Here is a 21,110-nt window from a genome sequence, read left to right as displayed (position 1 = left end):
CACCCGACGCGGTCGAGCCGCTCGTGGCCACCCTCGATGGTGAGGCTGTCGCCGCCGTCGAGCGACACCTGGAAGCAGTCGCCGAGCACCAGGCCGCGCCGGGTGGTGCCGATCGGCAGGCGCTCGGCCTCGGCCGGCGAGAGCGCGGCCAGGGTCGCCGGCGCGATGTTGAGGAAGTCGAGGCGCTCGGGGGGCGCCTGCCGCAGGGAGAGGACGCTCACGCTACGGTCTCCTTCGCGGCGGGATTCTTGTCGAGCAAGTCGCGCAGGCGGTAGTGGTGCCGCCCGAGGTTGCCGCCGTAATTGCCGGCGGTGACCGCGACGAGGCCGTGCTGCGCGCCGATCTCGGTCGCGGCGTGGAGCGCCGCCCGCATCGAATCGGAGACGCCCTGCGAGGTCAGCGCGTCGATGACGATTTCCAGGACCACGCCGCATTCGGGCGGCAGCGCCGAGCCGGCCCGGCCTTTCAGCGTCGGGCAGTAGGCGTCGTTGGTCGAGGCCATCATGCCCTTGGTGCGGCCGCCGACCTTCGAGCCGGAGCGGACGATGCCGCCGGGGAAGGGCAGGATCGCCCCGGGGATGGCCTTGGCGGCCTCCACGGCGACCTCGGCCACCGTCAGCGTCTCGGCGTGGGTGCGGCCGAGGAACAGCAGGTTGCCGCCGCCGACCGCGCCGTCGACCGCGCGCACGGAATCCTCGCACAGGAACTCGCCGTCCATCACCGGGATGCGCCAGTAGCGCCGCATCCTGCCGGTGTGGTCCGGCAGGCGCTTGGCGATGGCGAAACCATCGCCGAAGTAGCGGATCGCGCCGCCGAGCTTGATCTTGGTCGGCCCCTCGACGCCGGCGAAGCACGCCGTCCCGGGGCAGGTGAGGATGCACTGCCCGACGCGCTTCAGCAGCTGCTCCTTGAGCCCGTTCGGCTCGAAGCCGAACAGCAGGATGCGCACGCCCGGGCGCCCATCCGGCGTCTCCTCGGGCGACAGCTCGGCGTCGATCCCGGCCTCGGCGCCGCAGCCGATCACCGAGGTGGCGAAGCCGGTCATCGTCGTGGCGGCGATCATCGCCCACTTCGCGGTGTCGTTGGTGACGACGATCGCGGTGCCGGCGACGTCGAACGCCTCCGCGAAGGTGTCCTCGACGCGGATGCCGTTGAGGGTGAGGTCAGACATTCCGGTTCCCGTCCCTCGCGCAAAGCCGCTCGCTCATGCCCGGCATGCCACGTCCTCGAACACCTCGGCCTCGGGGAAGGCCGCGTCCGGCACGGCGAAGCTGTCGAGCCCCTGGCCGAACCGGTCCTGCAGGTAGGCGTCGGTGCGGCGCTCCATCGCCTTGTCGGACTCGACGGTGAGCGACAGCGAGCGGCCGACGTGCCAGTGCACGACCTCGCCGTCCTCGACGATCGCCACGCCGTCCTTGAGCACGAGCTTGGCGCTCGCAAACATCGCGGTGCGGTTCCTGTCCTCGCGGTAGACCGCGATGTCGGCGCGCGCGCCGGCGCGCAGGTGCCCGCGATCGGAAAGGCCGAGGAGCTTGGCCGGCCCCGAGCGGGTCAGCTCGGCGATCTCGGAGAAGGAGTATTCGCGCTCGATCTCGGGCAGCGACGAGCGCTCGCCGACGACCTTGGGCAGCGTCGCGATCTCGCGGTCGCGCTCCTCCTTGTCCATCAGCAGGTGGATGATGCGCGGATAGGCGGTGAACGGGCCGCCGTTCGGGTGGTCGGTGGTCAGGATCGTGCGCTCGGGCTCGTTCGAGAGCAGCATGATCTCGAGGCCGATCGCCCATTGCAGCGAGCTCGTCGGCCCGCGCGGCTTGTACAGGAACGGCACCACGCCGCCGCCCTCGGCATCGCCCGCGTTCAGCACCCACTTCTTCGGGTTGGCGCCCTTGCGGCCGCCGAACTGGCGCAGGATGTCCATCGAGACCGTGACGGTCTGGCCGAACACCACCTGCCCGATGTCGAGGGTCGCGTTCGGGTTCGCGTGCATCGCGTCGACGATGCGGCTCGCCGCCGAGCGGAAGCCGCCTGTGCCCGGATTCGCCGGGTCGGCCGCGCCGTAGGCGTAGAACTGAGCGTGGGCGAAGTGGATGCGCCGGCCCTCGGCCGCATCCAGCGTCTCGATGAAGCTGTCGTCGGCGCCGGGCAGCCCGAGGTTGTTGCAGTGGACGTGCAGCGGATGCGGCACGCCGATCGCCTCGACCGCGTCGAGGAGCGAGCCCATGATCTTGCGGGTCGAGAGCCCATAGACCGGGATCTCGTCGTCGAGGCTGAGCTTGAGCACGCCGTCCTTGAAGGCCGAGGCGCCACCGGCGTTGATGCACTTGACCCCGAGCGCCCGGCTTTGCGCCACGTTGAGCGCCACGAGGTCGCGGACCGCGTCCCGGCTCTCGCCCGCGCGCAGCAGCTGCAGCAGCTGGTCGTCGTTGCCCATCACCGCGAGCGCGCCGCGGTCGAGCAGCGGGATGTCGGCCAATTCGAGCTGCGTCGCGAGCGCGTGGGTCGGCGGCATCGCCGGCTCGACCGCCGTGGTGTAGCCCATCTTGGCGTAGGCCGCGCCGATCCAGGCCGCCGCGCCGCCGGCATGGGCGAAGGGGTGGCCGTTCGGTGCCGTCTCGCTGACATAGAGGTCGGGCAGCAGCAGCCGCGAGGTGATGACGTTGCCGCCGGCGATGTGCGAGTGCACCTCGACGCCGCCGGCCATCACCACGCAGCCCGTCGCGTCGACGGTGCGGTCGGGGGTCCGCTCGGAGGGGGCGACGACGCGGCCGTCCTCCACCCAGACGTCGCCGACGCCGTCGCGGCCGGCCGTCGGGTCGACCACCCGGCCGCCCTGGATCAGGATCAGCATCAGGAATCCTTCCCAGCGAAATGGTGTTCGATGCGGGCCAGCACGTCGGCGGCCGAAGCGCCGCCCCCCGTGCCGGGTCGGTAGGTGAGGGCGGCGCGGCCCTCGTTCCAGAGGACGCCGCCGGCGCTCGCGCCGGGCACGCCGACCGCGATCACGACCTCGGCGGTGCCGGGGGCGGCCTCGAGGCTGCCCGCGCCGACGATCGCGATCGAGGGCAGGGCGCCGAGCCAGTCGGGGCGCGCGGCCGGAAGCGTCGAGAGCCACAGCGCGGCGTCGGCCTCGCCGGTCGAGACCTGCCGCGCGGCGTCGAAGCGCCAGGGATCGTGCTCGGGGACCTTGCGGCCGAAGCCGGTGCGCGGGGCCTGGCCCGTGGTCCAGGCCGCGACCTGCACCACCGAGCGGTCCTGGTCGGGGCCGCCGAGCGAGAGCGCGAAGCAGCGCGTGATCTCGTTCACGTCGCGCACCAGCCCCTGCACCGTCTCGACGCCGAGCTCGCCGAGCTCGGCCGGGTCGTAGAGCACCGCGCCGTACCGGGCGGCGTAGAGCGCGCGGGCGATCTCGTTGAGCGGGGTGGCGTCCTTGAGGTGCCCCTTGGCATGGGCGCGGAGCAGGGCGAGGTCGGAAGCCAGCGCCTGAGCGGATGCGCCGGCGACGGCGAGCACCTGGCGGTCGGCCCCGGCCGCGAGGCCGCGCACCGGCTTGCTGCCGCGCAGGGCCGAGGCAAGGGTGCTGGTGCCGGCCTTGGCGCCGACGACGAGCACCACGTCGGCCCGCCCCTGGACCTCGGCCGGCGTCGACGTCATCGCGCCGACGCGGCTGAGCGCTCCGAGGTCGGCGTAGGTGCCGGCGGCGCCCTGCGTATCGAGGGAAGCGCCGATCGTGCCGGCGAGGCGGTAGGCGGCGCGAATCGCGGCGACGTCGGCGTTCAGTCCGGCGAAGACCGGTGCATGCGCGGCGGCGAGCAGAGCGGCGGCGGCCGCGATGGCGCCCTCCGCATCGGTCGCGTCACCCTTCACCCAGGCTGTCATGCGTCCTCACCCGAACCGTTTCTTGAGGCGTCGCAGATCGTCGCCGTAAGACCGGGGAGGACGGCCGAAGGACCGTCGCAGCCGGAATGGCCTGCCCGAACGGGATGCGATCCCGCCCCGGCGGCACTCGGAATGCCTGCGCTGGAGGGCACGTTTGCATCGCTCGGACGCCGCAGGCAACCCTGTCGCCGCGATTTGCGGCCGCTTCGCCCCGACAGGCGGTTGCCCGGCGGGGCGCCTCCATGGGAGAAGCCGGCTCCCGCGGGGACCGATTTCCCGAGAGGTCCGCCGCGACGGCAGGATGAAGCGGCGTGGCGAAGGCGGAGGGGATCGACGTGTCTGAACCCGCACGCGGCCGCTCCGAGGCCGCCTCGCGCTCCGTCCACGTCCACGCGCCGGCGCGCCTGCATTTCGGGTTCCTCGACCTGCATGGCGGACTCGGCCGCCGCTTCGGCAGCATCGGCCTGGCGATCGACGCCCCCGGCGTCCGACTCACCGCGAGCGCCGCGGACGGGCTGTCCGTCACGGGACCGGAGGAGGGCCGCGTCCGCGGCTACGTCCACGCGGCGGCGAGCCATCTCGGCGTCGCCGAATCGGTCGCGATCCGGGTCGAGGAGGCGATTCCGGCTCATGCCGGGTTCGGCTCGGGCACGCAGCTCGCGCTTAGCGTGGCCGCGGCCCTGGCCCGCCTCTCGGGCAAGCCGTTCTCGGCCGAGGATTTCTCGAACGCGCTCGATCGCGGCAACCGGTCCGGCGTCGGGCTGTCGGCCTTCACCGAGGGCGGGTTGATCGTCGACGGCGGACGCGACGCCACCGGAGCGCCGCCGCCGGTGATCGCCCGCCTGGCCTACCCCGACCCGTGGCGCGTCGTGCTGATCCTCGACCGCGACGCCACCGGCATCCACGGCTCGCGCGAGCAGCGCGCCTTCGCCGAGCTGCCGCGCTTTCCCGAGCGCCAGGCCGCCGAGATCTGCCGGATCGTGCTCATGCAGGTGATGCCGGCGGCGGTGCTCGCCGAGCCGCAGGGCTTCGGCGCCGGCATCACCCAGATCCAGCGCCTGATCGGCGACCACTTCGCGCCGCACCAGGGTGGGCGCTACGCCAGCCCCGCCGTCGCGGAGGCACTGCGGACGATCGCCGACCAGGGCGTCGCCGGCTACGGCCAGAGCTCCTGGGGGCCGACCGGCTTCGCGCTGATGCCGTCGGAGGCCGAAGCCCGCGCGCTCGTCGCCGGGCTGGACCGGCCGGGCCCGCTGCGCTTCCTCATCGCGCGGGGCCGGAACACGGGCGCCGAGATCACGACCGCCTGAACCGGCACGCTTGACCGCGGGCGTCGATTGCGACTCACAACGACACCGACCGACGATCCTCGCACCAGACAGGGAATCCCCATGGCCCGCTCGATCCTGCACATGCTGACGCCGCTCAAGCACATGAGCCCGTTCGACGTGAACATGGCCGTCGATGCCGGGTTCGAGACCATCGTCACCTACACCGACGTGACGCTGCCGGACGTGGTCTCGCTCACGCAGGATTCGATCTTCTCGCGCGCCCCCGGAGACGGCGTCCGCACCGGCATCTTCATCGGCGGCAAGAACGCCGAGGACGCCCTCGACATGGTCGACCGGGCCAGAAAGGCCTTCGTGCCGCCCTTCGCCAACCACCTGTTCGCCGACCCGGCCGGCTCCTTCACCACCGGCGCGGCGATGGTGGCGCAGGTCTCGCGGGCCTTGCGCCAGAAATTCGGCACCGGCCTGAAGGACAAGCGCATCGTCATCTTCGGGGGCGCCGGCGTCGTCGCCTACGTCGCCGCGGTGATCGGCGCGCTCGAAGGCGCCAGGACGGTGCTGGTCGGCCATGACGGCGAGGAGCGGGTCTCGAAGATCGCCTTCACGATGAAGTGGCGCTTCGGGATCGAGGTCGGCGCCATCGACGGCACCACGCCGGACGACCGCCGCAAGGCGATCGCGGATGCCGACGTGATCCTTTCGGCCGGCCCCGCCGGCATCCCGATCCTCTCGGCCGAGGATCTGCGCGCGGCCCCGAACCTGCTCGTCGCCTCGGACGTCAACGCGGTGCCGCCGGCGGGCATCGCTGGGATCGACGTCAACGCGGTGGACGTGGCGCTTCCGGTCGGCAAGGGCGTCGGCATCGGCGCGCTCGCCGTCGGCAACGTGAAGTACCAGACGCAGAAGCAGCTGTTCGGGCGGATGCTCGCGGCCGAGGCGCCGCTCTGCCTCGATTTCCGCGACGCCTACGCCCTCGCCGTCGAGATCGCCGGCTGAGACCGGCGAGGCCGGCGGGGCGATCATGGCCGGCGCGGCGATCCTGATCGCGGCCCAGTCGGGGCGGGCCCTGGCCGAGGCCGCCCGCCGCGCCGGGTTGCGCCCGTTCGTCGCCGACCTGTTCGCCGATTCGGATACCTTGGAACTCGCCGCGGCGCATCGCCCTCTCGAGGGCCGGTTCGGCACGGGACGGCTCGCGGAGACGGTGCTCGCCCATCTCGACGCGCTGTCGGCGATGGCCGGCGGTGCTCCGCTCGGCGTGGTGCTCGGCAGCGGCTTCGAGGCCGCGCCGGCGCTGATCGCTGCGATCGCGCGGCGCCATCGCCTGGTCGGCGCGGGGGCCGAGACCGTGTCCGCGCTGAAGGACCCGCTGCGCTTCGCGGCCCTGTGCGCGACGCTCGCCATCCCGCATCCGGCGGTGACGCGGGCGCGGCTCGACGATCCGAAGGCCTGGCTGCTCAAGCGGGCCGGGGGCTCGGGCGGGAGCCATATCCGCGCGGCGACAAGCGGGCCGGCGCCGGCGGGCGCCTATTTCCAGGCCCGGGTCCCGGGCCGCGCCTTCGCGCTCAACATCCTGGCCGACGCGTCGGGCGCGCGCATCCTGGCGCTGACCGAGCAGTGGAGCGCGCCGTCTCCCCTGCGCCCGTTCCGCTATGCCGGCGCGCTGGCGCCGGGGCGGCGGGAGGCCTCCGCGCTGCCGGAGGCCATCGTCGCCGCCGTCGCGGAGGCGGCCGACGAGCTGGTCCGCGCGACCGGGCTGCGCGGGCTCGCGAGCGTCGACTTCCTGTCCGACGGCGAGGCATGGTGGCTGACCGAGATCAACCCGCGCCCGGGCGCCACCCTCGACGTGCTCGACCGGCGCGGCGTGCCGCTGCTTCGCGCGCATGTCGAGGCCTGCCTCGGCCACGCGCCCGAGATCGGGCCGGCGCCGGAGGATGCGGCGGCCTCGCAGATCTGTTACGCGGCGCGGGATCACGCCGTCGTCCCGGCTGTCGCTTGGCCGGACCACGTGCGGGACCGGCCCCGCGCCGGGACACGGGTGATGCGGGACGCCCCGCTCTGCACGGTCCTGGCGGGGGGGCCGGACGGGCCGGCGGCACGACAAGAATTGGGGACCCGGATCGCCAGCTTGCGCGACCGGCTGTCCGAGGAGGAAACGCATGAGCACCAACCAGCCGAGCCTGAACGCCATCGCGACGCCCCTGGTGGAGCGCTTCGTCGCTGACGCCGACGTTCTGCGCCTGTCCGTGACCCAGGCGCCGGGCGGCGCGCGCATGGTCGACGCCGGCGCCTCGGCGCGCGGCTCGATCGAGGCCGGCCGCCGGATCGCCGAGATCTGCCTCGGCGGCCTCGGTACCGTCTCGATCAGCCCGTCGGGCCCGATCCCGTCCTGGCCGTACTCGGTGGTCGTCCACGCCGCCGACCCGGTGCTGGCCTGCCTCGGCAGCCAGTATGCCGGTTGGTCGCTCGCCGACGAGGACGGCGATTCCGGCTTCTTCGCCCTCGGCTCCGGCCCGGGCCGCGCCGTCGCCGTGGTCGAGGACCTCTACAAGGAGCTCGGCTACCGCGATTCGGCCACGAAGACCGCCCTGGTGCTCGAGGCCGCCGGCGGGCCGCCGGCCAGCGTCGTCGCCAAGGTCGCCGAGGCCTGCTCCCTGCGCCCGGAGGACCTGACCTTCATCTTCGCGCCGACCCAGAGCCTCGCCGGCGCGACACAGGTCGTTGCCCGCGTGCTCGAGGTCGCCCTCCACAAGGCGCACACGGTCGGCTTCGACCTGCACCGGATCGTCGACGGCATCGGCTCGGCGCCGCTGTCGCCGCAGCACCCGGACTTCATCAAGGCGATGGGCCGCACCAACGACGCGATCATCTACGGCGGCCGGGTCCAGCTCTTCGTCGACGCCGACGACGCGGAGGCCAAGCAGCTCGCCGAGCAGCTGCCCTCGACCACGTCGAGCGACCACGGCGCGCCCTTCGCCGAGATCTTCTCGCGGGTGAACGGCGACTTCTACAAGATCGACGGCGCGCTGTTCTCGCCGGCCGAGGCGATCGTCACCTCCATCCGCACCGGCGCGACCTTCCGCGGCGGCAAGCTGATGCCGGAGCTGGTCGAGGCGTCGTTCTCGTAGCGGCAGTCGAGGCCGGCTTTCACGACACGAAGGCCATCGCCCGCGGCTCTCCCGGGGTTTCCCCACCATCGTCATTCCGGGGCGCCGCAGGTGAGCCCGGAATCCAGATCCGCCGTGGCGGCAAGCTCGGGCACCGTCGGCGGCTCTGGATCCCGGGCTCCGCTTCGCGGCCCCGGGATGACGGCGTGGAGCGGGAGGGCAATGCGTGTCGGCGGAGCCGGCGGCTTGAACCATCCTTGGGGTGACCGACAGAATGCGCATCGCGCTCGCGGCCGACAACGGCAATTGGCACAAGGCCCGGCTCCTGGCGGCGCTTCGCGCGCAGGGCGTCGAGCCGGTGCTGTTCTCGCTCGCCGACGTTGCGATCGTCACCGGCGGCGGCGAGCCCCTGCAGGTGCCGGGCTTCGCCGGGACGCTGCCCGACGGCGTGCTGCTGCGGACCATCGCCGGCGGCACCTTCGAGGCCACGACGATGCGTCTGGGCGTGCTGCATGCGCTGGTGGCCTCGGACGTCACCGTCTGGAACGGGCCGGTCGCGATCGAGCGCTCGGTCGACAAGGCGGCGACCAGCCTGATGATCGCCCGCGCCGGCCTGCCGACGCCCGACACCTTCGTCTGCTCGAAGCGCACGGCCGCCGCCGAGATCGTCGCGCGCGAGGCCGGCCCCGGGCGTCCCCTGGTGCTGAAGCCGCTGTTCGGCTCGCAGGGCGAGGGGCTGCAGCTGATTGAGCGGCCGGACGACCTGCCGCCGGAGGATGCGGTCTCGCGGGTCTACTACCTCCAGCGCTACGTGCCCCGCAGCGACGGTCTGTGGCGCGACTACCGCGTCTTCGTCTGCGAAGGCAGGGCCATCGCCGGGATGATCCGCGAGGGCGACGGCTGGATCACCAACGTCCACCTCGGCGGCCGCCCGCTGCCCTGGGCGATGCCGGCGCGAGCGGCCGAGCTCGCCGAGGCCGCCGCCGCCGCGGTCGGCGTCGACTACACCGGCATCGACCTCGTCGAGGACGGGGAGGGCGGTTTCCTCGTGCTCGAGGTCAACTCGATGCCGGCATGGTCGGGGCTGCAGAAGGTCTCGGAGGTCGACATCGCCGGGGCGGTGGTGCGCGGCTTCCTCGCCGCCGTCCGGTCCGCGCGCCGGCCGCGGCTCGTGGTCGCCTGATGCGCCTCGCGCCGGAGGCGATCGCGGCCTCGTACCAGGCGGCGTGCCTGGCCGAGCTCGACGCCCTGAAACCCGGCAACGTCCACGCCTACGCCGCCGGCCATCGCATGGCGGTGACCGATTTCACGACGAGCGCCGCGGTGTCGGCGCCCGCCCTGGCACGCGGCGGAGCCGGGCTCGGCGCACGGGTCCGCGACGCGGTCGCGGCAACGATGGCGGCAGTGGGACAGAACACCAACCTCGGCATCCTCCTGCTCTGCGCGCCCCTGGCGCTGGCCGCCGAGCGCGGAACCACCGTGGCCGAGGTGCTGGCCGGCCTAGAACCGGCGGATGCGCAAGGCGTCTTCGACGCGATCCGCCTCGCCAACCCGGGCGGGCTCGGCCGGGCCGGACGGCACGACGTGGCCGCGCCGGCCCCGGATTCCCTGGCGGTGGCAATGCAGGAGGCTGCCCCGCGCGACCGCATCGCCCGCGCCTATACCGACGGCTTCGCCGACCTCGTCCGGGTCGGCCTCCCGGCTCTGGCGGCCGCGCGCGAAAAGGATCTCGAACCGGCCTGGTGCACCACCGCCGTGCATCTCGCCTACCTGCAGGCGTTTCCCGACAGCCACGTGGCACGCAAGCACGGCGCCGACCGGGCGGAGGCCGTGCGGTCCGAGGCCGTGGAGGCGCTTACAGGCCTCGACCTGCGCGCCCGGCCTGTGGAGCGCCTGCTTGCGCTCGACGCGGCATGGAAGGCCGCCGGGATCAATCCCGGCACCAGCGCCGATTTCACCGTCGCCACGCTGTTCTGCGATGCCCTCGCATCCGCGGGCGCCCGCGTCGCGGACCCTGTGGGCGTCCTCTGAAAAAGTTCCCGCCGTCAAGCGCCGGGCCGCACTTTTAATATCGATTTCAGCGCGTTGCCATGGGTTGTGACGGGCCGGACCGCGCTGTAGGGTCCGCGCCGCTATCCGGGCTAACCGGCCCGGCTTTTCCAAGGCCGGGCGTCGCGAACAAGGATGGCTTCCGGCCGCGCCCGACTCGACGGGCCGCGGTCCTTGAGTTTGGAATCCAGGGAGAAAACCCGAATGGCAAAGATCACCAAGGTCCAGGTCGGCGAAGCCCTCGTCGGCGACGGCAACGAGGTCGCCCACATCGACCTGATCATCGGACCGCGCGGTTCGCCGGCCGAGACCGCCTTCTGCAACGGCCTCGTGAACAACAAGCACGGCTTCACCAGCCTGCTCGCGGTCATCGCGCCGAACCTGCCGTGCAAGCCCAACACCCTGATGTTCAACAAGGTGACCATCAACGACGCCCGTCAGGCCGTCCAGATGTTCGGCCCCGCCCAGCATGGCGTCGCCATGGCCGTGCAGGACGCCGTCGCCGAGGGCATCATCCCCGCCGATGAGGCCGACGACCTGTTCATCCTGGTCGGCGTGTTCATCCACTGGGAAGCGGCCGACGACGCCAAGATCCAGAAGTACAACTACGAGGCCACCAAGCTGTCGATCCAGCGCGCCGTCTCCGGCGAGCCGAAGGCCGCCGCGGTCACCGAGCAGCGCAAGTCCGCGACCCACCCCTTCGCCGCGAACGCTTAGATCGGGGACAGTCCTGGGCAGAGCGCGCCTCCGCCCGCACCGCGGGGCCTGCTCCAGCGACTGGCCTCTATCTTCCTCGGACGATAGAAACACGAAGGCGGGACGGCGAAAGCCGCCCCGCCTTCTTTCGTTCGTCGCGTTCCCTTGCGATCCGCCTGCCCCGGGCGAGCCAGATCCGGGCACGCCGACCCGACCACCCCGACGCGAGGCCCGGCATGAGAGAGACGAGCAACACCTTCAAGAAAGCGCCCAAGCGCAAGAAGGAGAAGGCCCGCACGGTTTCCGTCTCCCCGGAGATGCGGCAGGCCTACGCCGACCTGATCACCGAGAAGGCGACCAAGCAGGAAAGCTACGGGCGCCACCTGCCGGGGACCGAGACGAAGCGGTAGCGCGGACGGCACGCTGCACGACCGGCTCGAACCCTCGTCGGGTCGCCCGTCGCGGACGTGCGGTGCGTCCGCTCTCCTGACCCCCTCACGGGGGCCACCCTCCCCCGCAGAGGGGGGAGGGTGGGCACGGGCGCCTCGACGCGATGCGTGACGATGGCCCGAACGGGAGCGTGCCACGACGCGCCGCGCGCGAATCCCTCGGCCAAAGAAAAACCCGCGCCCCCTGAGGGACGCGGGTCTTAAAGCTTCGAAGAGTTCGCGTCAGCCGCGCGGAAAACCCGCCGCCTCGATCACGTCCTCGACCGTCCGCAGGCCGGCGCGCGGAGAGTTGACGAGGCAGGCCATGTTGCCGGGCGGGTGCTGGTTCTTCCACATCTTGGTATGCGCCTGCGGGATCTTCTCCCAGGGGAACACCTCGCTCATGCACGGGTCGACCCGGCGGTCGATCACGAACTGGTTGGCGGCCGAGGCCTGCTTGAGGTGGGCGAAGTGCGAGCCCTGGATGCGCTTCTGGCGCATCCAGACGTAGCGGGCGTCGAAGGTGATGTTGAAGCCGGTGGTGCCGGCGCAGAACACCACCATGCCGCCGCGCTTCACCACCAGCGCCGAGACCGGGAAGGTCGCCTCACCCGGGTGCTCGAACACGATGTCGACGTCGTTGCCCTTGCCGGTGATGTCCCAGATCGCCTTGCCGAACTTACGGGCTTCCTTGGTCCAGGCGTTGAACTCCGGCGAGTTCACCTTGGGCAGCTGGCCCCAGCAGTCGAAGTCCTTGCGGTTGATGACGCCCTTGGCGCCGAGGCTCATGACGTAGTCGCGCTTCGACTCGTCCGAGATCACGGCGATGGCGTTGGCGCCGGACGCGGCGCAGAGCTGGACGCCGAACACGCCGAGGCCGCCCGAGGCGCCCCAGATCAGCACGTTCTGGCCGGGGCGGACGGTGTGCGGCGCGTGGCCGAACAGCATGCGGTAGGCGGTGGCGAGCGTCAGCGTGTAGCAGGCGGCCTCCTCCCAGGTGAGGTGCTGCGGCCGCTTCATCAGCTGACGCGACTGCACCCGGCAATACTGGGCGAACGAGCCGTCGGGAGTCTCGTAGCCCCAGATCCGCTGCGAGGACGAGAACATCGGGTCGCCGCCGTTGCACTCCTCGTCGTCGCCGTCGTCCTGGTTGCAGTGGACGATGACCTCGTCGCCGACCTTCCAGCGCTTCACCTTGGCGCCGACCGCCCAGACGATGCCGGACGCGTCGGAGCCGGCGATGTGGTACGCGGCCTTGTGCACGTCGAAGGGCGAGATCGGCTCGCCGAGGCCGGCCCAGACGCCGTTGTAGTTCACGCCGGCGGCCATGACGTAGACCAGGACCTCGTCGTCGCCGATGTCCCAGACCGGCAGCACCTCGAGCTGATGCGAATCCTCCGGCGGCCCGTGGCGCTCGCGGCGGATCGCCCAGGCATACATCTTGGCGGGCACGTGACCGAGCGGCGGGATCTCGCCCATCTCGTAGAGGTCCTTGACCTCGCCCGTCCCGGCGCTGGCCGGTTGCAGTGCCGCGCTGGCAGCCATCGTCTCTCTCCTGAATCCGTTTCGTGCCCGCTCGCGGTTCTGACGACGCCGCGGTTCCGGCCTAGCGCTATAACGGCGAAGGATGAGGCGTCCAAGGGTCTGCAAGTCGTCCGAAAGGCCAGGAGTACGGTGTCCGACAAGAAAAAAGGCGCCGGCTCATGCCGACGCCTTCTGGATACAAAATTAACTTGGCGGCCACCCAAAAACTATTCGGCGGCGGCCTTGCTCGTCTCGATGCCGAGACCTTCCGCGACCCCGCGGCCGAAGTCGGGATGCACCCTGTACCAGTGCCCGATCATCCGATCCTGGATGTGGCGCGGCGAGTCGCCCATCGAGGTGACGATGTTCTCCACGAGCCGCTTGCGCTCGCCGTCGTCGAATACCTTCGTCCACAGGTCCCGCGGCTGGCCGTAGAGGTCGGCGTCGTCGCCCGGCCAGCCGTAGCGGCCGGCATCCCCGGTGATCCGCAGCGGCGGCTCGGCCACCGACGGATCCTCGACCGGCCCGCCGAAGGAGTTCGGCTGGTAGTCGACCTGCGCGCCGTGATTGCCGTCCGTGCGCATCGCGCCGTCGCGATGGTAGGTCTGGACGGCGGCCTTCTTCGCCTGGTTCACCGGGATCTGCTGGTAGTTGATCCCAAGGCGGTAGCGGTGCGCGTCGCCGTAGGAGAGCAGGCGGTTCTGCAGCATCTTGTCCGGCGAGAAGCCGATGCCGGGCACGACGTTCGAGGCCTCGAAGGCCGACTGCTCGATCTCGGCGAAGTAGTTCTCCGGGTTCCGGTTGAGCTCCATCTCGCCGATCTCGATCAACGGATAGTCGCCGTGCGGCCAGACCTTGGTGAGGTCGAACGGGTTGATGTGGTAGGTGTCGGCGTCGAGCTCGGGCATCAGCTGCACCGAGACCTTCCACTTCGGGAAGTCGCCCTTCTCGATCGCGGTCGAGAGATCGGCGGCCGAGTAGTCCGGATCCTCGCCGGCGATCTTGTCGGCTTCCGCCGCAGAGAAGTTCTGGATGCCCTGCTGGGTGTGGAAGTGGAACTTCACCCAGTGCCGCTCGCCAGCCTCGTTCCAGAGCGAGAAGGTGTGCGAGCCGTAGCCGTTCATGAAGCGGGCCGACTTCGGCGTGCCGCGGTCCGAGTACAGGATCATGACCTGGTGGATCGCCTCGGGGGAGAGGCCCGAGAAGTCCCAGCGGCGCCAATGGGGTTTCAGGTGGGTGCGCGGATCGCGCTTCTGGGTGCGGATGAAGTCGGAGAACTTGATCGCGTCGCGGACGAAGAAGATCGGCGTGTTGTTGCCGACGAGGTCCCAGTTGCCTTCCGAGGTGTAGAACTTCAGCGCGAAGCCGCGCGGATCGCGGGCGGTGTCGGCCGAGCCGGATTCACCGCCGACCGTCGAAAAGCGCGCCACCATCGGCACGTCCTGCCCGACCTCGGTCAGCACCTTGGCACGGGTGTACTGCGACAGGCTCCGGGTCAGCCGGAAGGTGCCGTAGGCGCCGTAGCCCTTGGCGTGGACGACCCGCTCCGGGATCCGCTCCCGGTTGAAATGCGCCATCTTCTCGATGAGATGGTAATCCTGCATCAGCACCGGGCCGCGGGTGCCGGCGGTGAGCGAGTTCTGGTTGTCGGAAATCGGGTTTCCGAACGCCGTCGTCAGACGGGGCGAGGTGTCTGCCATCGTGCAGGGCTCCTTGGCTTGGTGGTCCGCGTGGTCGGGCGCGCACGCCGCGCGTCCAGGTCCGAATGCGGCCAGCCAACGCGCGTCGAGCGGTTTGGAACCGTTCGAAACCGCGGCGGTGCCACCCATCCCCGTCAAATTTCCTTGATGTCGACCCTGAGATTTTTGCGGGCGCCTCGCCGCCCGGTGACGGGCGCCGGCCCTTCGCATGAGATGACGGCCCGCGACGGCTTCGCTACGGTGCGCCGCAAGGGGCGGGGCGAGGGAGCCGCGCGACGAACGGATCAGCGGAGACGGGTGACATGAGCGCGAGCGCGAGCGTCGACGGGGTGAAGCGCGACAAGCCTTGGATCATCCGCACCTATGCGGGCCATTCGAACGCCAAGGAATCGAACGCGCTGTACCGGGGCAACCTCGCCAAGGGGCAGACCGGCCTGTCGGTCGCCTTCGACCTGCCGACCCAGACCGGCTACGACCCCGACCACGAGCTGGCGCGCGGCGAGGTCGGCAAGGTCGGCGTCTCGATCGCCCATCTCGGCGACATGCGGACGTTGTTCGACGACATCCCGCTCGTCCAGATGAACACCTCGATGACGATCAACGCCACGGCGCCGTGGCTGCTGTCGCTCTACCTCGCGGTCGCGGAGGAGCAGGGCGCGCCGTTCTCGGGGCTGCAGGGCACCACCCAGAACGACATCATCAAGGAGTACCTGTCGCGCGGCACCTACGTGTTCCCGCCGGCGCCGAGCCTTCGGCTGACCAAGGACGTGATCCTGTTCACGACCAAGGAGGTGCCGAAGTGGAATCCGATGAACGTCTGCTCCTACCACCTGCAGGAGGCCGGGGCGACGCCGGTGCAGGAGCTGTCCTACGCGCTCGCCATCGCGATCGCGGTGCTCGACACCGTGCGGGACGACCCGAATTTCGATGCCGAGAGCTTCCCGGAGGTGTTCGGGCGGATCTCGTTCTTCGTGAACGCAGGCCTGCGGTTCGTCACCGAGATCTGCAAGATGCGCGCGTTCTCCGAGCTGTGGGACGAGATCGCCCAGGAGCGCTACGGCATCGACGACCCGAAGAAGCGGATCTTCCGCTACGGCGTGCAGGTGAACTCGCTCGGCCTCACCGAGCAACAGCCTGAGAACAACGTCCACCGCATCCTGATCGAGATGCTGGCGGTGACGCTGTCGAAGCGGGCGCGCGCCCGCGCGGTGCAGCTGCCGGCCTGGAACGAGGCGCTCGGCCTGCCGCGCCCCTGGGACCAGCAGTGGTCGATGCGGATGCAGCAGATCCTCGCCTTCGAGACCGACCTCCTCGAGTACGACGACATCTTCGACGGCTCGAAGGTGATCGACGCCAAGGTCGAGGCGCTCAAGGTCGAGACACGGGCCGAGCTGGAGCGCATCGGCGGGATCGGCGGCGCGGTCGCCGCGGTCGAGACCGGCGCACTCAAGCGGTCGCTCGTCGAATCCAATGCCCGCCGCATCTCGGCGATCGAGGCCGGCGACCAGATCGTCGTCGGCGTCAACAAGTGGCAGCAGGGCGAGCCCTCGCCGCTCACCGCGGGCGAGGGCGCGATCTTCACCGTGTCCGAGACGGTCGAGATGGAGGCCGAGGCCCGCATCCGGGACTGGCGCGCGAAGCGCGACGACAACGCCGTCGGCAAGGCGCTCGAGGAGCTCGAGGCGGCGGCGCGCTCGGGCGCCAACATCATGCCGGTCTCGATCGCCGCCGCGAAGGCCGGCGTCACGACCGGCGAGTGGGGGACGCGCCTGCGCGAGGTGTTCGGCGAGTACCGCGCGCCGACCGGCGTCACCCTGCAGACCGTCTCGTCCGGCGCCGCCGAGGAGGCCAAGCTGCTGATCGCCGATCTCGGCGAGCGCCTTGGCGAGCAGCCGCGCCTCGTCGTCGGCAAGCCCGGCCTCGACGGCCACTCGAACGGCGCCGAGCAGATCGCCCTGCGCGCCCGCGACGTCGGATTCGACGTGACCTACGACGGCATCCGCCAGACCCCGGCCGAGATCGTCGCGAAGGCGAAGGAGACCGGCGCCCACGTGGTCGGCCTCTCGATCCTCTCCGGCAGCCACGTCCCGCTGGTGCGCGACGTGAAGGCGAAGATGCGCGAGGCCGGCCTCGACCACATCCCGCTCGTGGTCGGCGGCATCATCTCGCCCGACGACGAGCTGGTCCTGAAGAACATGGGCGTCTCGGCGGTCTATACGCCGAAGGACTACGTGATCGACACGATCATGATCGGCATCGCCAAGGTGGTCGAGCGCGCGATCGACAAGACCAACCGCACCGACGGCGCCGCGAAGGGCAAGGACGCGGCGGCGCAGGTCTATTGAGGCGCGAGGCCGCCGGGTGCAGCGACACGCGCACCCGGCGGCTTCACCCGGGCGGCCCGGGAGCGTAGAGCGGCACCATGCTCGCCCCCCTCATCGCGGTTCCCCTCGCCGCGGCCCTCAGCGCCGGCCTGATCGTCCGGCTCCGGCCGCTGCTGGTCCGCTACGCGCTGGCCCGCTCCAACGCGCGCTCGAGCCACACCGAGCCGACGCCGCAGGGCGGGGGGATCGCCGTCGTCGCGGCGACCCTCGCGGTGACGGGGCTGCTGCTCGCCGCGCCGGATGCGGGCCGCGACGTGCTGGTGCTCGGGCTCGGCGCCGTGGTGCTCGCCCTTGTCGGCGCCGTCGACGACATCCGCCCGCTGCCGGCGTCGCTTCGCCTCGTGCTGCAGGCACTCGTCGTCGCCGCCCTGGTGGCGAGCGTCGACGGACGGCTGGTGCCGACCCTGCCGCTCGCGGTGGAACGGGTGCTCGCGGTGCTCGCCGGGATCTGGTTCGTGAACCTCGTCAACTTCATGGACGGGCTCGACTGGATGACGGTCGCCGAGACGGTGCCCGTTACCGGCGCGCTGATCCTGCTCGGCGGGTCCGGCGCCTTGCCGCCGGCCGCGATCCTCGTCGCCGCGGCCCTGCTCGGGGCGATGCTCGGCTTCGCGCCGTTCAACCGGCCGGTGGCGAAGCTCTTCCTCGGCGATGTCGGCTCGCTGCCGCTCGGGCTGATCCTGGCCTGGCTGCTGTACCGGCTCGCCCTCGCGGGCGGCCTCGCCGCGGCGATCCTGCTGCCGCTCTACTACCTCGCCGACGCCACCCTCACGCTGATCCGGCGCGCCGCCCGGCGCGAGCCGGTGTGGCAGGCGCATCGCAGCCACTTCTACCAGCGGGCCACCACGAACGGCATCGCGGTGACCGGCGTCGTCGGACGCGTGCTCGCGCTCAACGCATGCCTGGCCGCGCTCGCCGGAGCGACCTTGTTTTGGCCCTCGCCGGCCATCACCCTCGGTGCCCTGGCGGTCGGATGCGGTCTGGTCGGATCGGTGCTGGCCCGATTCGCGCGGGCGCCGGCCAAGCACGGAGTGACGACGTCTTGAGCCAATTGATCGCGCTCACCGGGGCGACCGGCTTCATCGGCCGGCACGTCCTGAGAGATCTGACGGCGCGCGGCTACCGCGTCCGCCTGCTGCTGCGGCGGCCGGTGGACGCGATGCCGGAGGGTGCCTCGAGCGCCATCGTCGGCGACCTGACCCGGCCGATGAACATGGCGGCGGCGCTCGCCGGCGTCGATGCGGTGGTGCATTCGGCCGGCCTCGCGCACGCGATGTCGGGCGCCCCGGAGGACGATTACCGCACGCTCAACACCGAGGCGACGCGGCGCCTGGCCGAAGCCGCCGCGCGGGCGCGGGTGCGCCGCTTCGTGTTCCTGTCATCGATCCGTGCGCAGACCGGCCCGACCGCCGCCGGGACCGTGACGGAGGCCGACGATCCGGCTCCCACCGACGCCTACGGCCGCTCCAAGCTCGAGGCCGAGCGGGCGCTCGACGCCATCGGCATCGATTGGGTCGCCCTGCGGCCCGTCCTGGTCTACGGCGCCGGCGTGAAGGGCAACATGGCCGCGCTGGTGCGGCTCGCCCGCTCGCCGTATCCGCTTCCGCTCGGATCGCTGGCCGGCCGCCGGTCGCTGGTCTCGGTCGAGAGCGTGTCGGCGGCGATCGATACGGTGCTGCGGACCGACGCCGCGCTGAACCGGCCGCTGGTCGTCGCCGACCCCGACGCGCCGACGCTCCCGGAGATGCTGACGGCCCTGCGCGCCGGGCTCGGCCGACGGCCCGGCCTGGTTCCGATACCCTCGGCGGCGATCGGGCTGGCCTGCCGCCTGACTGGGCGAGAGGCGACCTTCTCGCGGTTGGCCGAGAATCTGGTCGCGCGCAGCGACGGTTTGGCGGCCCTCGGCTGGGCGCCGGCCGGCACGACGCGGGACGGCCTCGCTCGGCTCGCGCGCCTGTCGGCCTGATCGGCGGATCAGTCGTCCCGGCAGAACGACGGCGCGGTGCCGTCGTCGATCATCCGGCAGCCCCGGGCGATCTCGGATTCGATCAGGGCGCAGGCATTGTCCGCGTTGCAGGGCGGATGGGTCGCCGGGGAGACCGAGATGCAGCGCTCGACCAGCCGCTCGGCCTGACGCGCCCCGACGGCGGCGCGGCAACTTTCGGCGCTTGCGGATAAGGCCCCGGGCAGGACGATCGCGAACGCCGCGGCGGCGGCGATGGAGCCTCGGCGAAGCGATGCGGCGGCGCGGGACGGCATCATCGAAGGCAGGCCTCGGCCGAAAGAACGCCCCGGCCGCGAGGCCGGGGCTCGATCCTACGACACCGAGGCGATGGCGTCAGCGGCGAACGTCGATCACGTCGCCCGAGCGGCTGTCCACCACCACCGTGATGTCGTCGCCACGACGATCCGATCCGCGAACGATGATGCGCGGCCCGCGGCGGTCGACGTTGTCGACGTCGGCGAGGCCCTCGCGACGGGCGATCCGGATCGCCTCGCCGCGGCTCAAGTCGATGTCGTCGCGGGGCCCGCGGTCGCGATAGCCGGGATCGACGCGAACGCCGCCCGGTCCGATCTGGATGCCCTGCGCCGAGGCCGGCGCAGCGACGCCGAGCCCGGCCACGCCGAGACCGGCGACCATCGTGAGGCCTGCGAGAAACGTCTTCGTCCGCATGAATTCGTCCTTCCTTCGGCACACTCCCTGTACGGAAACTGCGCTCGGTTCGGTCGTCGCCTCAATCGGCGGGGCGTCGAATGGTTCCCGACCGGGAAAGCTCGCGAATCAACAGAGGCCGGCGTCGGCGGTTCCGAGGGCCGGCGCATCCGGGCTCGCCGGCGCCGCCGCGACCGGCTTGTCGAAGCGCTCGCGGAAATGCGGGATCGCCGCCTCGAACACCGCCTCCGCGGCGGCCCGGTCGCCGGCCTCCACCGCCTCGCGCAAGGCCGCCGTCCAGGCATCGAGCCGGGCGCGGTCGGCGAAGACCGGCTTGGCCGCCATCACGCCGTCGATCCCGTCGAGGCTGACGCGGGGCTCCTCGCGCGCGAACAGGATCTCGTTCAGGCGCTCGCCCGGCCGTGCGCCGGAGAACACCAGCTCGATCTCCGCGCCGGGCTCGAAGCCGGCGAGCCGGATCATGCGCTCGGCCAATTCGGCGATCTTCACCGGCTGGCCCATCTTGAGGACGTAGACCGCGGCGCGCTGGTCGGCCGCGCCCGGCGCGAGGCTGCGCGCCTCGCGGTCGGCATGCGAGGCCGCGGTGAGGACGAGGTCGGCCGCCTCGCGCACGGTCATGAAGTAGCGAACCATGTCGGGGTGGGTCACGGTGACGGGGCCGCCGCGGGCGATCTGCGCCTTGAACACCGGCACCACCGAGCCGACCGAGCCGAGCACGTTGCCGAAGCGCACCGCGATCAGCCGTGTCGGGTGGCCGGGGATCGCGGCCTGCTCGGCGTCGCGCGCCTGCGCCACCATCTCGGCGAAGCGCTTGGTGACGCCGAGCTGCGACACCGGCTCGATCGCCTTATCGGTCGAGATCATCACCAGCGCGCGGGCGCCGGCCGCCACCGACGCGTCGGCGACGTTGATCGAGCCGAACACGTTGGTCTTGATGCCCTCGCTCCAGTCGCGCTCGAGATAGGGCACCTGCTTCAGCGCGGCGGCATGGAACACGTAGTCGGGCCGGAATACGGCGAAGACCGCGTGCAGGCGCTCGCGGTCTCGGATGTCGGCGAGCGTCCCGCCGACCTCGGCCTGCGCGTTGAGCAGCGCCGGCTGGCTCAGGATGCCGTGCAAGGCCGGCTCGGAGCTTTCTACCACCATCAGCGCCGAGGCGCCGAAGGCGAGCGCCCGGGCGCAGATCTCGGAGCCGATCGAGCCGCCGCCGCCGGTCACGAGCACGCGCTTGCCGGCGAGGAACCGCTCCAGCCGCGGCCTGTCGATCGCAACGGTGGGGCGCAGCAGCAGGTCCTCGATCTCGAGCGGCGCGAGCTCGGCGTCGCGCATGCCGTCGCCGAGGCTGACCACCCGGGCGAGCGGCAGGCCGAGCCGCCGGGCGCGGGC

Annotated in this window: 19 protein-coding genes and 1 pseudogene; 11 read left to right on the top strand and 9 right to left on the bottom strand. The window is 71.6% G+C overall.

The window, feature by feature from the left end; translation table 11 throughout:
- From FV230_RS11775 to FV230_RS11760, 4 genes and pseudogenes are all read right to left on the bottom strand, one after another.
- Nucleotides 1-221 (bottom strand): annotated as a pseudogene (locus FV230_RS11775) (formylmethanofuran dehydrogenase subunit C); the annotation flags it as partial.
- Nucleotides 218-1,171: a formylmethanofuran--tetrahydromethanopterin N-formyltransferase gene (gene fhcD, locus FV230_RS11770; RefSeq protein ID WP_147842526.1), complete on the bottom strand. Its 954-nt coding sequence runs from the start codon at nucleotides 1,169-1,171 to the stop codon at nucleotides 218-220. The pseudogene FV230_RS11775 and the gene fhcD, both read right to left, overlap by 4 nt.
- 33 nt (nucleotides 1,172-1,204) lie before the next feature.
- On the bottom strand, nucleotides 1,205-2,848 hold the full coding sequence (locus FV230_RS11765; protein WP_147842525.1) for a formylmethanofuran dehydrogenase subunit A: 1,644 nt from the start codon (nucleotides 2,846-2,848) through the stop codon (nucleotides 1,205-1,207).
- On the bottom strand, nucleotides 2,848-3,876 hold the full coding sequence (locus tag FV230_RS11760) for a formyltransferase (protein ID WP_147842524.1): 1,029 nt from the start codon (nucleotides 3,874-3,876) through the stop codon (nucleotides 2,848-2,850). Before FV230_RS11760 ends, FV230_RS11765 begins: the two co-directional genes overlap by 1 nt.
- Before the next feature lie 335 nt (nucleotides 3,877-4,211).
- Here FV230_RS11760 and FV230_RS11755 point away from each other — a divergent pair, with 335 nt between their 5' ends.
- The 8 genes from FV230_RS11755 to FV230_RS29595 all read left to right on the top strand — a co-directional run bounded on the left by FV230_RS11755 (nucleotide 4,212) and on the right by FV230_RS29595 (nucleotide 11,424).
- The gene (locus tag FV230_RS11755; RefSeq protein ID WP_147842523.1) at nucleotides 4,212-5,186 is read left to right on the top strand and encodes a beta-ribofuranosylaminobenzene 5'-phosphate synthase family protein; all 975 of its coding nucleotides are present in this window, start codon (nucleotides 4,212-4,214) and stop codon (nucleotides 5,184-5,186) included.
- Between the two features lie 81 nt (nucleotides 5,187-5,267).
- Nucleotides 5,268-6,161 (top strand): NAD(P)-dependent methylenetetrahydromethanopterin dehydrogenase, encoded by an 894-nt coding sequence (locus FV230_RS11750; protein WP_147842522.1) that lies wholly within the window; start codon nucleotides 5,268-5,270, stop codon nucleotides 6,159-6,161.
- A 25-nt stretch (nucleotides 6,162-6,186) separates the two neighbouring features.
- The gene (locus tag FV230_RS11745) at nucleotides 6,187-7,386 is read left to right on the top strand and encodes an ATP-grasp domain-containing protein (protein ID WP_147842521.1); all 1,200 of its coding nucleotides are present in this window, start codon (nucleotides 6,187-6,189) and stop codon (nucleotides 7,384-7,386) included.
- A complete protein-coding gene (gene mch, locus FV230_RS11740) occupies nucleotides 7,322-8,290 on the top strand; it encodes a methenyltetrahydromethanopterin cyclohydrolase (protein ID WP_147729305.1) in 969 nt (322 codons plus the stop codon). The genes FV230_RS11745 and mch overlap by 65 nt, the downstream gene beginning before the upstream one ends.
- Nucleotides 8,291-8,543: 253 nt before the next feature.
- On the top strand, nucleotides 8,544-9,452 hold the full coding sequence (locus FV230_RS11735; RefSeq protein WP_147842520.1) for a RimK family alpha-L-glutamate ligase: 909 nt from the start codon (nucleotides 8,544-8,546) through the stop codon (nucleotides 9,450-9,452).
- The gene (locus tag FV230_RS11730; protein ID WP_147842519.1) at nucleotides 9,452-10,300 is read left to right on the top strand and encodes a triphosphoribosyl-dephospho-CoA synthase; all 849 of its coding nucleotides are present in this window, start codon (nucleotides 9,452-9,454) and stop codon (nucleotides 10,298-10,300) included. The genes FV230_RS11735 and FV230_RS11730 overlap by 1 nt, the downstream gene beginning before the upstream one ends.
- 222 nt (nucleotides 10,301-10,522) lie before the next feature.
- Nucleotides 10,523-11,035 carry a 5,6,7,8-tetrahydromethanopterin hydro-lyase gene (gene fae / locus FV230_RS11725; RefSeq protein ID WP_147726855.1) on the top strand — a complete coding sequence of 171 codons (513 nt, stop codon included), beginning with the start codon at nucleotides 10,523-10,525 and terminating at the stop codon, nucleotides 11,033-11,035.
- A 215-nt stretch (nucleotides 11,036-11,250) separates the two neighbouring features.
- Nucleotides 11,251-11,424 carry a hypothetical protein gene (locus FV230_RS29595; protein WP_187275475.1) on the top strand — a complete coding sequence of 58 codons (174 nt, stop codon included), beginning with the start codon at nucleotides 11,251-11,253 and terminating at the stop codon, nucleotides 11,422-11,424.
- Between the two features lie 261 nt (nucleotides 11,425-11,685).
- Here the strand turns inward: FV230_RS29595 and ccrA are convergent, their stop codons facing one another.
- Entirely contained in the window at nucleotides 11,686-12,987 is a 1,302-nt protein-coding gene (ccrA, locus tag FV230_RS11720) for a crotonyl-CoA carboxylase/reductase (RefSeq protein ID WP_147726857.1), read from the bottom strand.
- Between the two features lie 206 nt (nucleotides 12,988-13,193).
- Entirely contained in the window at nucleotides 13,194-14,666 is a 1,473-nt protein-coding gene (locus FV230_RS11715) for a catalase (RefSeq protein ID WP_147842518.1), read from the bottom strand.
- A 302-nt stretch (nucleotides 14,667-14,968) separates the two neighbouring features.
- Here FV230_RS11715 and FV230_RS11710 point away from each other — a divergent pair, with 302 nt between their 5' ends.
- The 3 genes from FV230_RS11710 (at nucleotide 14,969) to FV230_RS11700 (ending at nucleotide 19,016) form a co-directional block, all read left to right on the top strand.
- Nucleotides 14,969-17,011 carry a protein meaA gene (locus FV230_RS11710; RefSeq protein ID WP_147726860.1) on the top strand — a complete coding sequence of 681 codons (2,043 nt, stop codon included), beginning with the start codon at nucleotides 14,969-14,971 and terminating at the stop codon, nucleotides 17,009-17,011.
- 77 nt (nucleotides 17,012-17,088) lie between these two features.
- Complete coding sequence (locus tag FV230_RS11705; RefSeq protein ID WP_147842517.1) at nucleotides 17,089-18,096, top strand: glycosyltransferase family 4 protein; 1,008 nt, start codon at nucleotides 17,089-17,091, stop codon at nucleotides 18,094-18,096.
- Nucleotides 18,093-19,016, top strand: coding sequence for an NAD-dependent epimerase/dehydratase family protein (locus FV230_RS11700; RefSeq protein WP_246694832.1), 924 nt, complete (start codon nucleotides 18,093-18,095; stop codon nucleotides 19,014-19,016). Before FV230_RS11705 ends, FV230_RS11700 begins: the two co-directional genes overlap by 4 nt.
- An 8-nt stretch (nucleotides 19,017-19,024) precedes the next feature.
- Here the strand turns inward: FV230_RS11700 and FV230_RS11695 are convergent, their stop codons facing one another.
- From FV230_RS11695 to FV230_RS11685, 3 genes are all read right to left on the bottom strand, one after another.
- The gene (locus FV230_RS11695) at nucleotides 19,025-19,309 is read right to left on the bottom strand and encodes a hypothetical protein (RefSeq protein WP_147842515.1); all 285 of its coding nucleotides are present in this window, start codon (nucleotides 19,307-19,309) and stop codon (nucleotides 19,025-19,027) included.
- A gap of 79 nt (nucleotides 19,310-19,388) precedes the next feature.
- Nucleotides 19,389-19,724 carry a PepSY domain-containing protein gene (locus tag FV230_RS11690; protein WP_243935642.1) on the bottom strand — a complete coding sequence of 112 codons (336 nt, stop codon included), beginning with the start codon at nucleotides 19,722-19,724 and terminating at the stop codon, nucleotides 19,389-19,391.
- A gap of 108 nt (nucleotides 19,725-19,832) precedes the next feature.
- A partial coding sequence (locus tag FV230_RS11685; RefSeq protein ID WP_147842514.1) for an SDR family NAD(P)-dependent oxidoreductase occupies nucleotides 19,833-21,110 on the bottom strand: 1,278 nt, incomplete at its 5' end.

The sequence above is a fragment of the Methylobacterium sp. WL6 genome (assembly GCF_008040095.1).
Lineage (GTDB): Bacteria > Pseudomonadota > Alphaproteobacteria > Rhizobiales > Beijerinckiaceae > Methylobacterium.
This window is presented reverse-complemented; position numbering and strand designations above follow the sequence as displayed.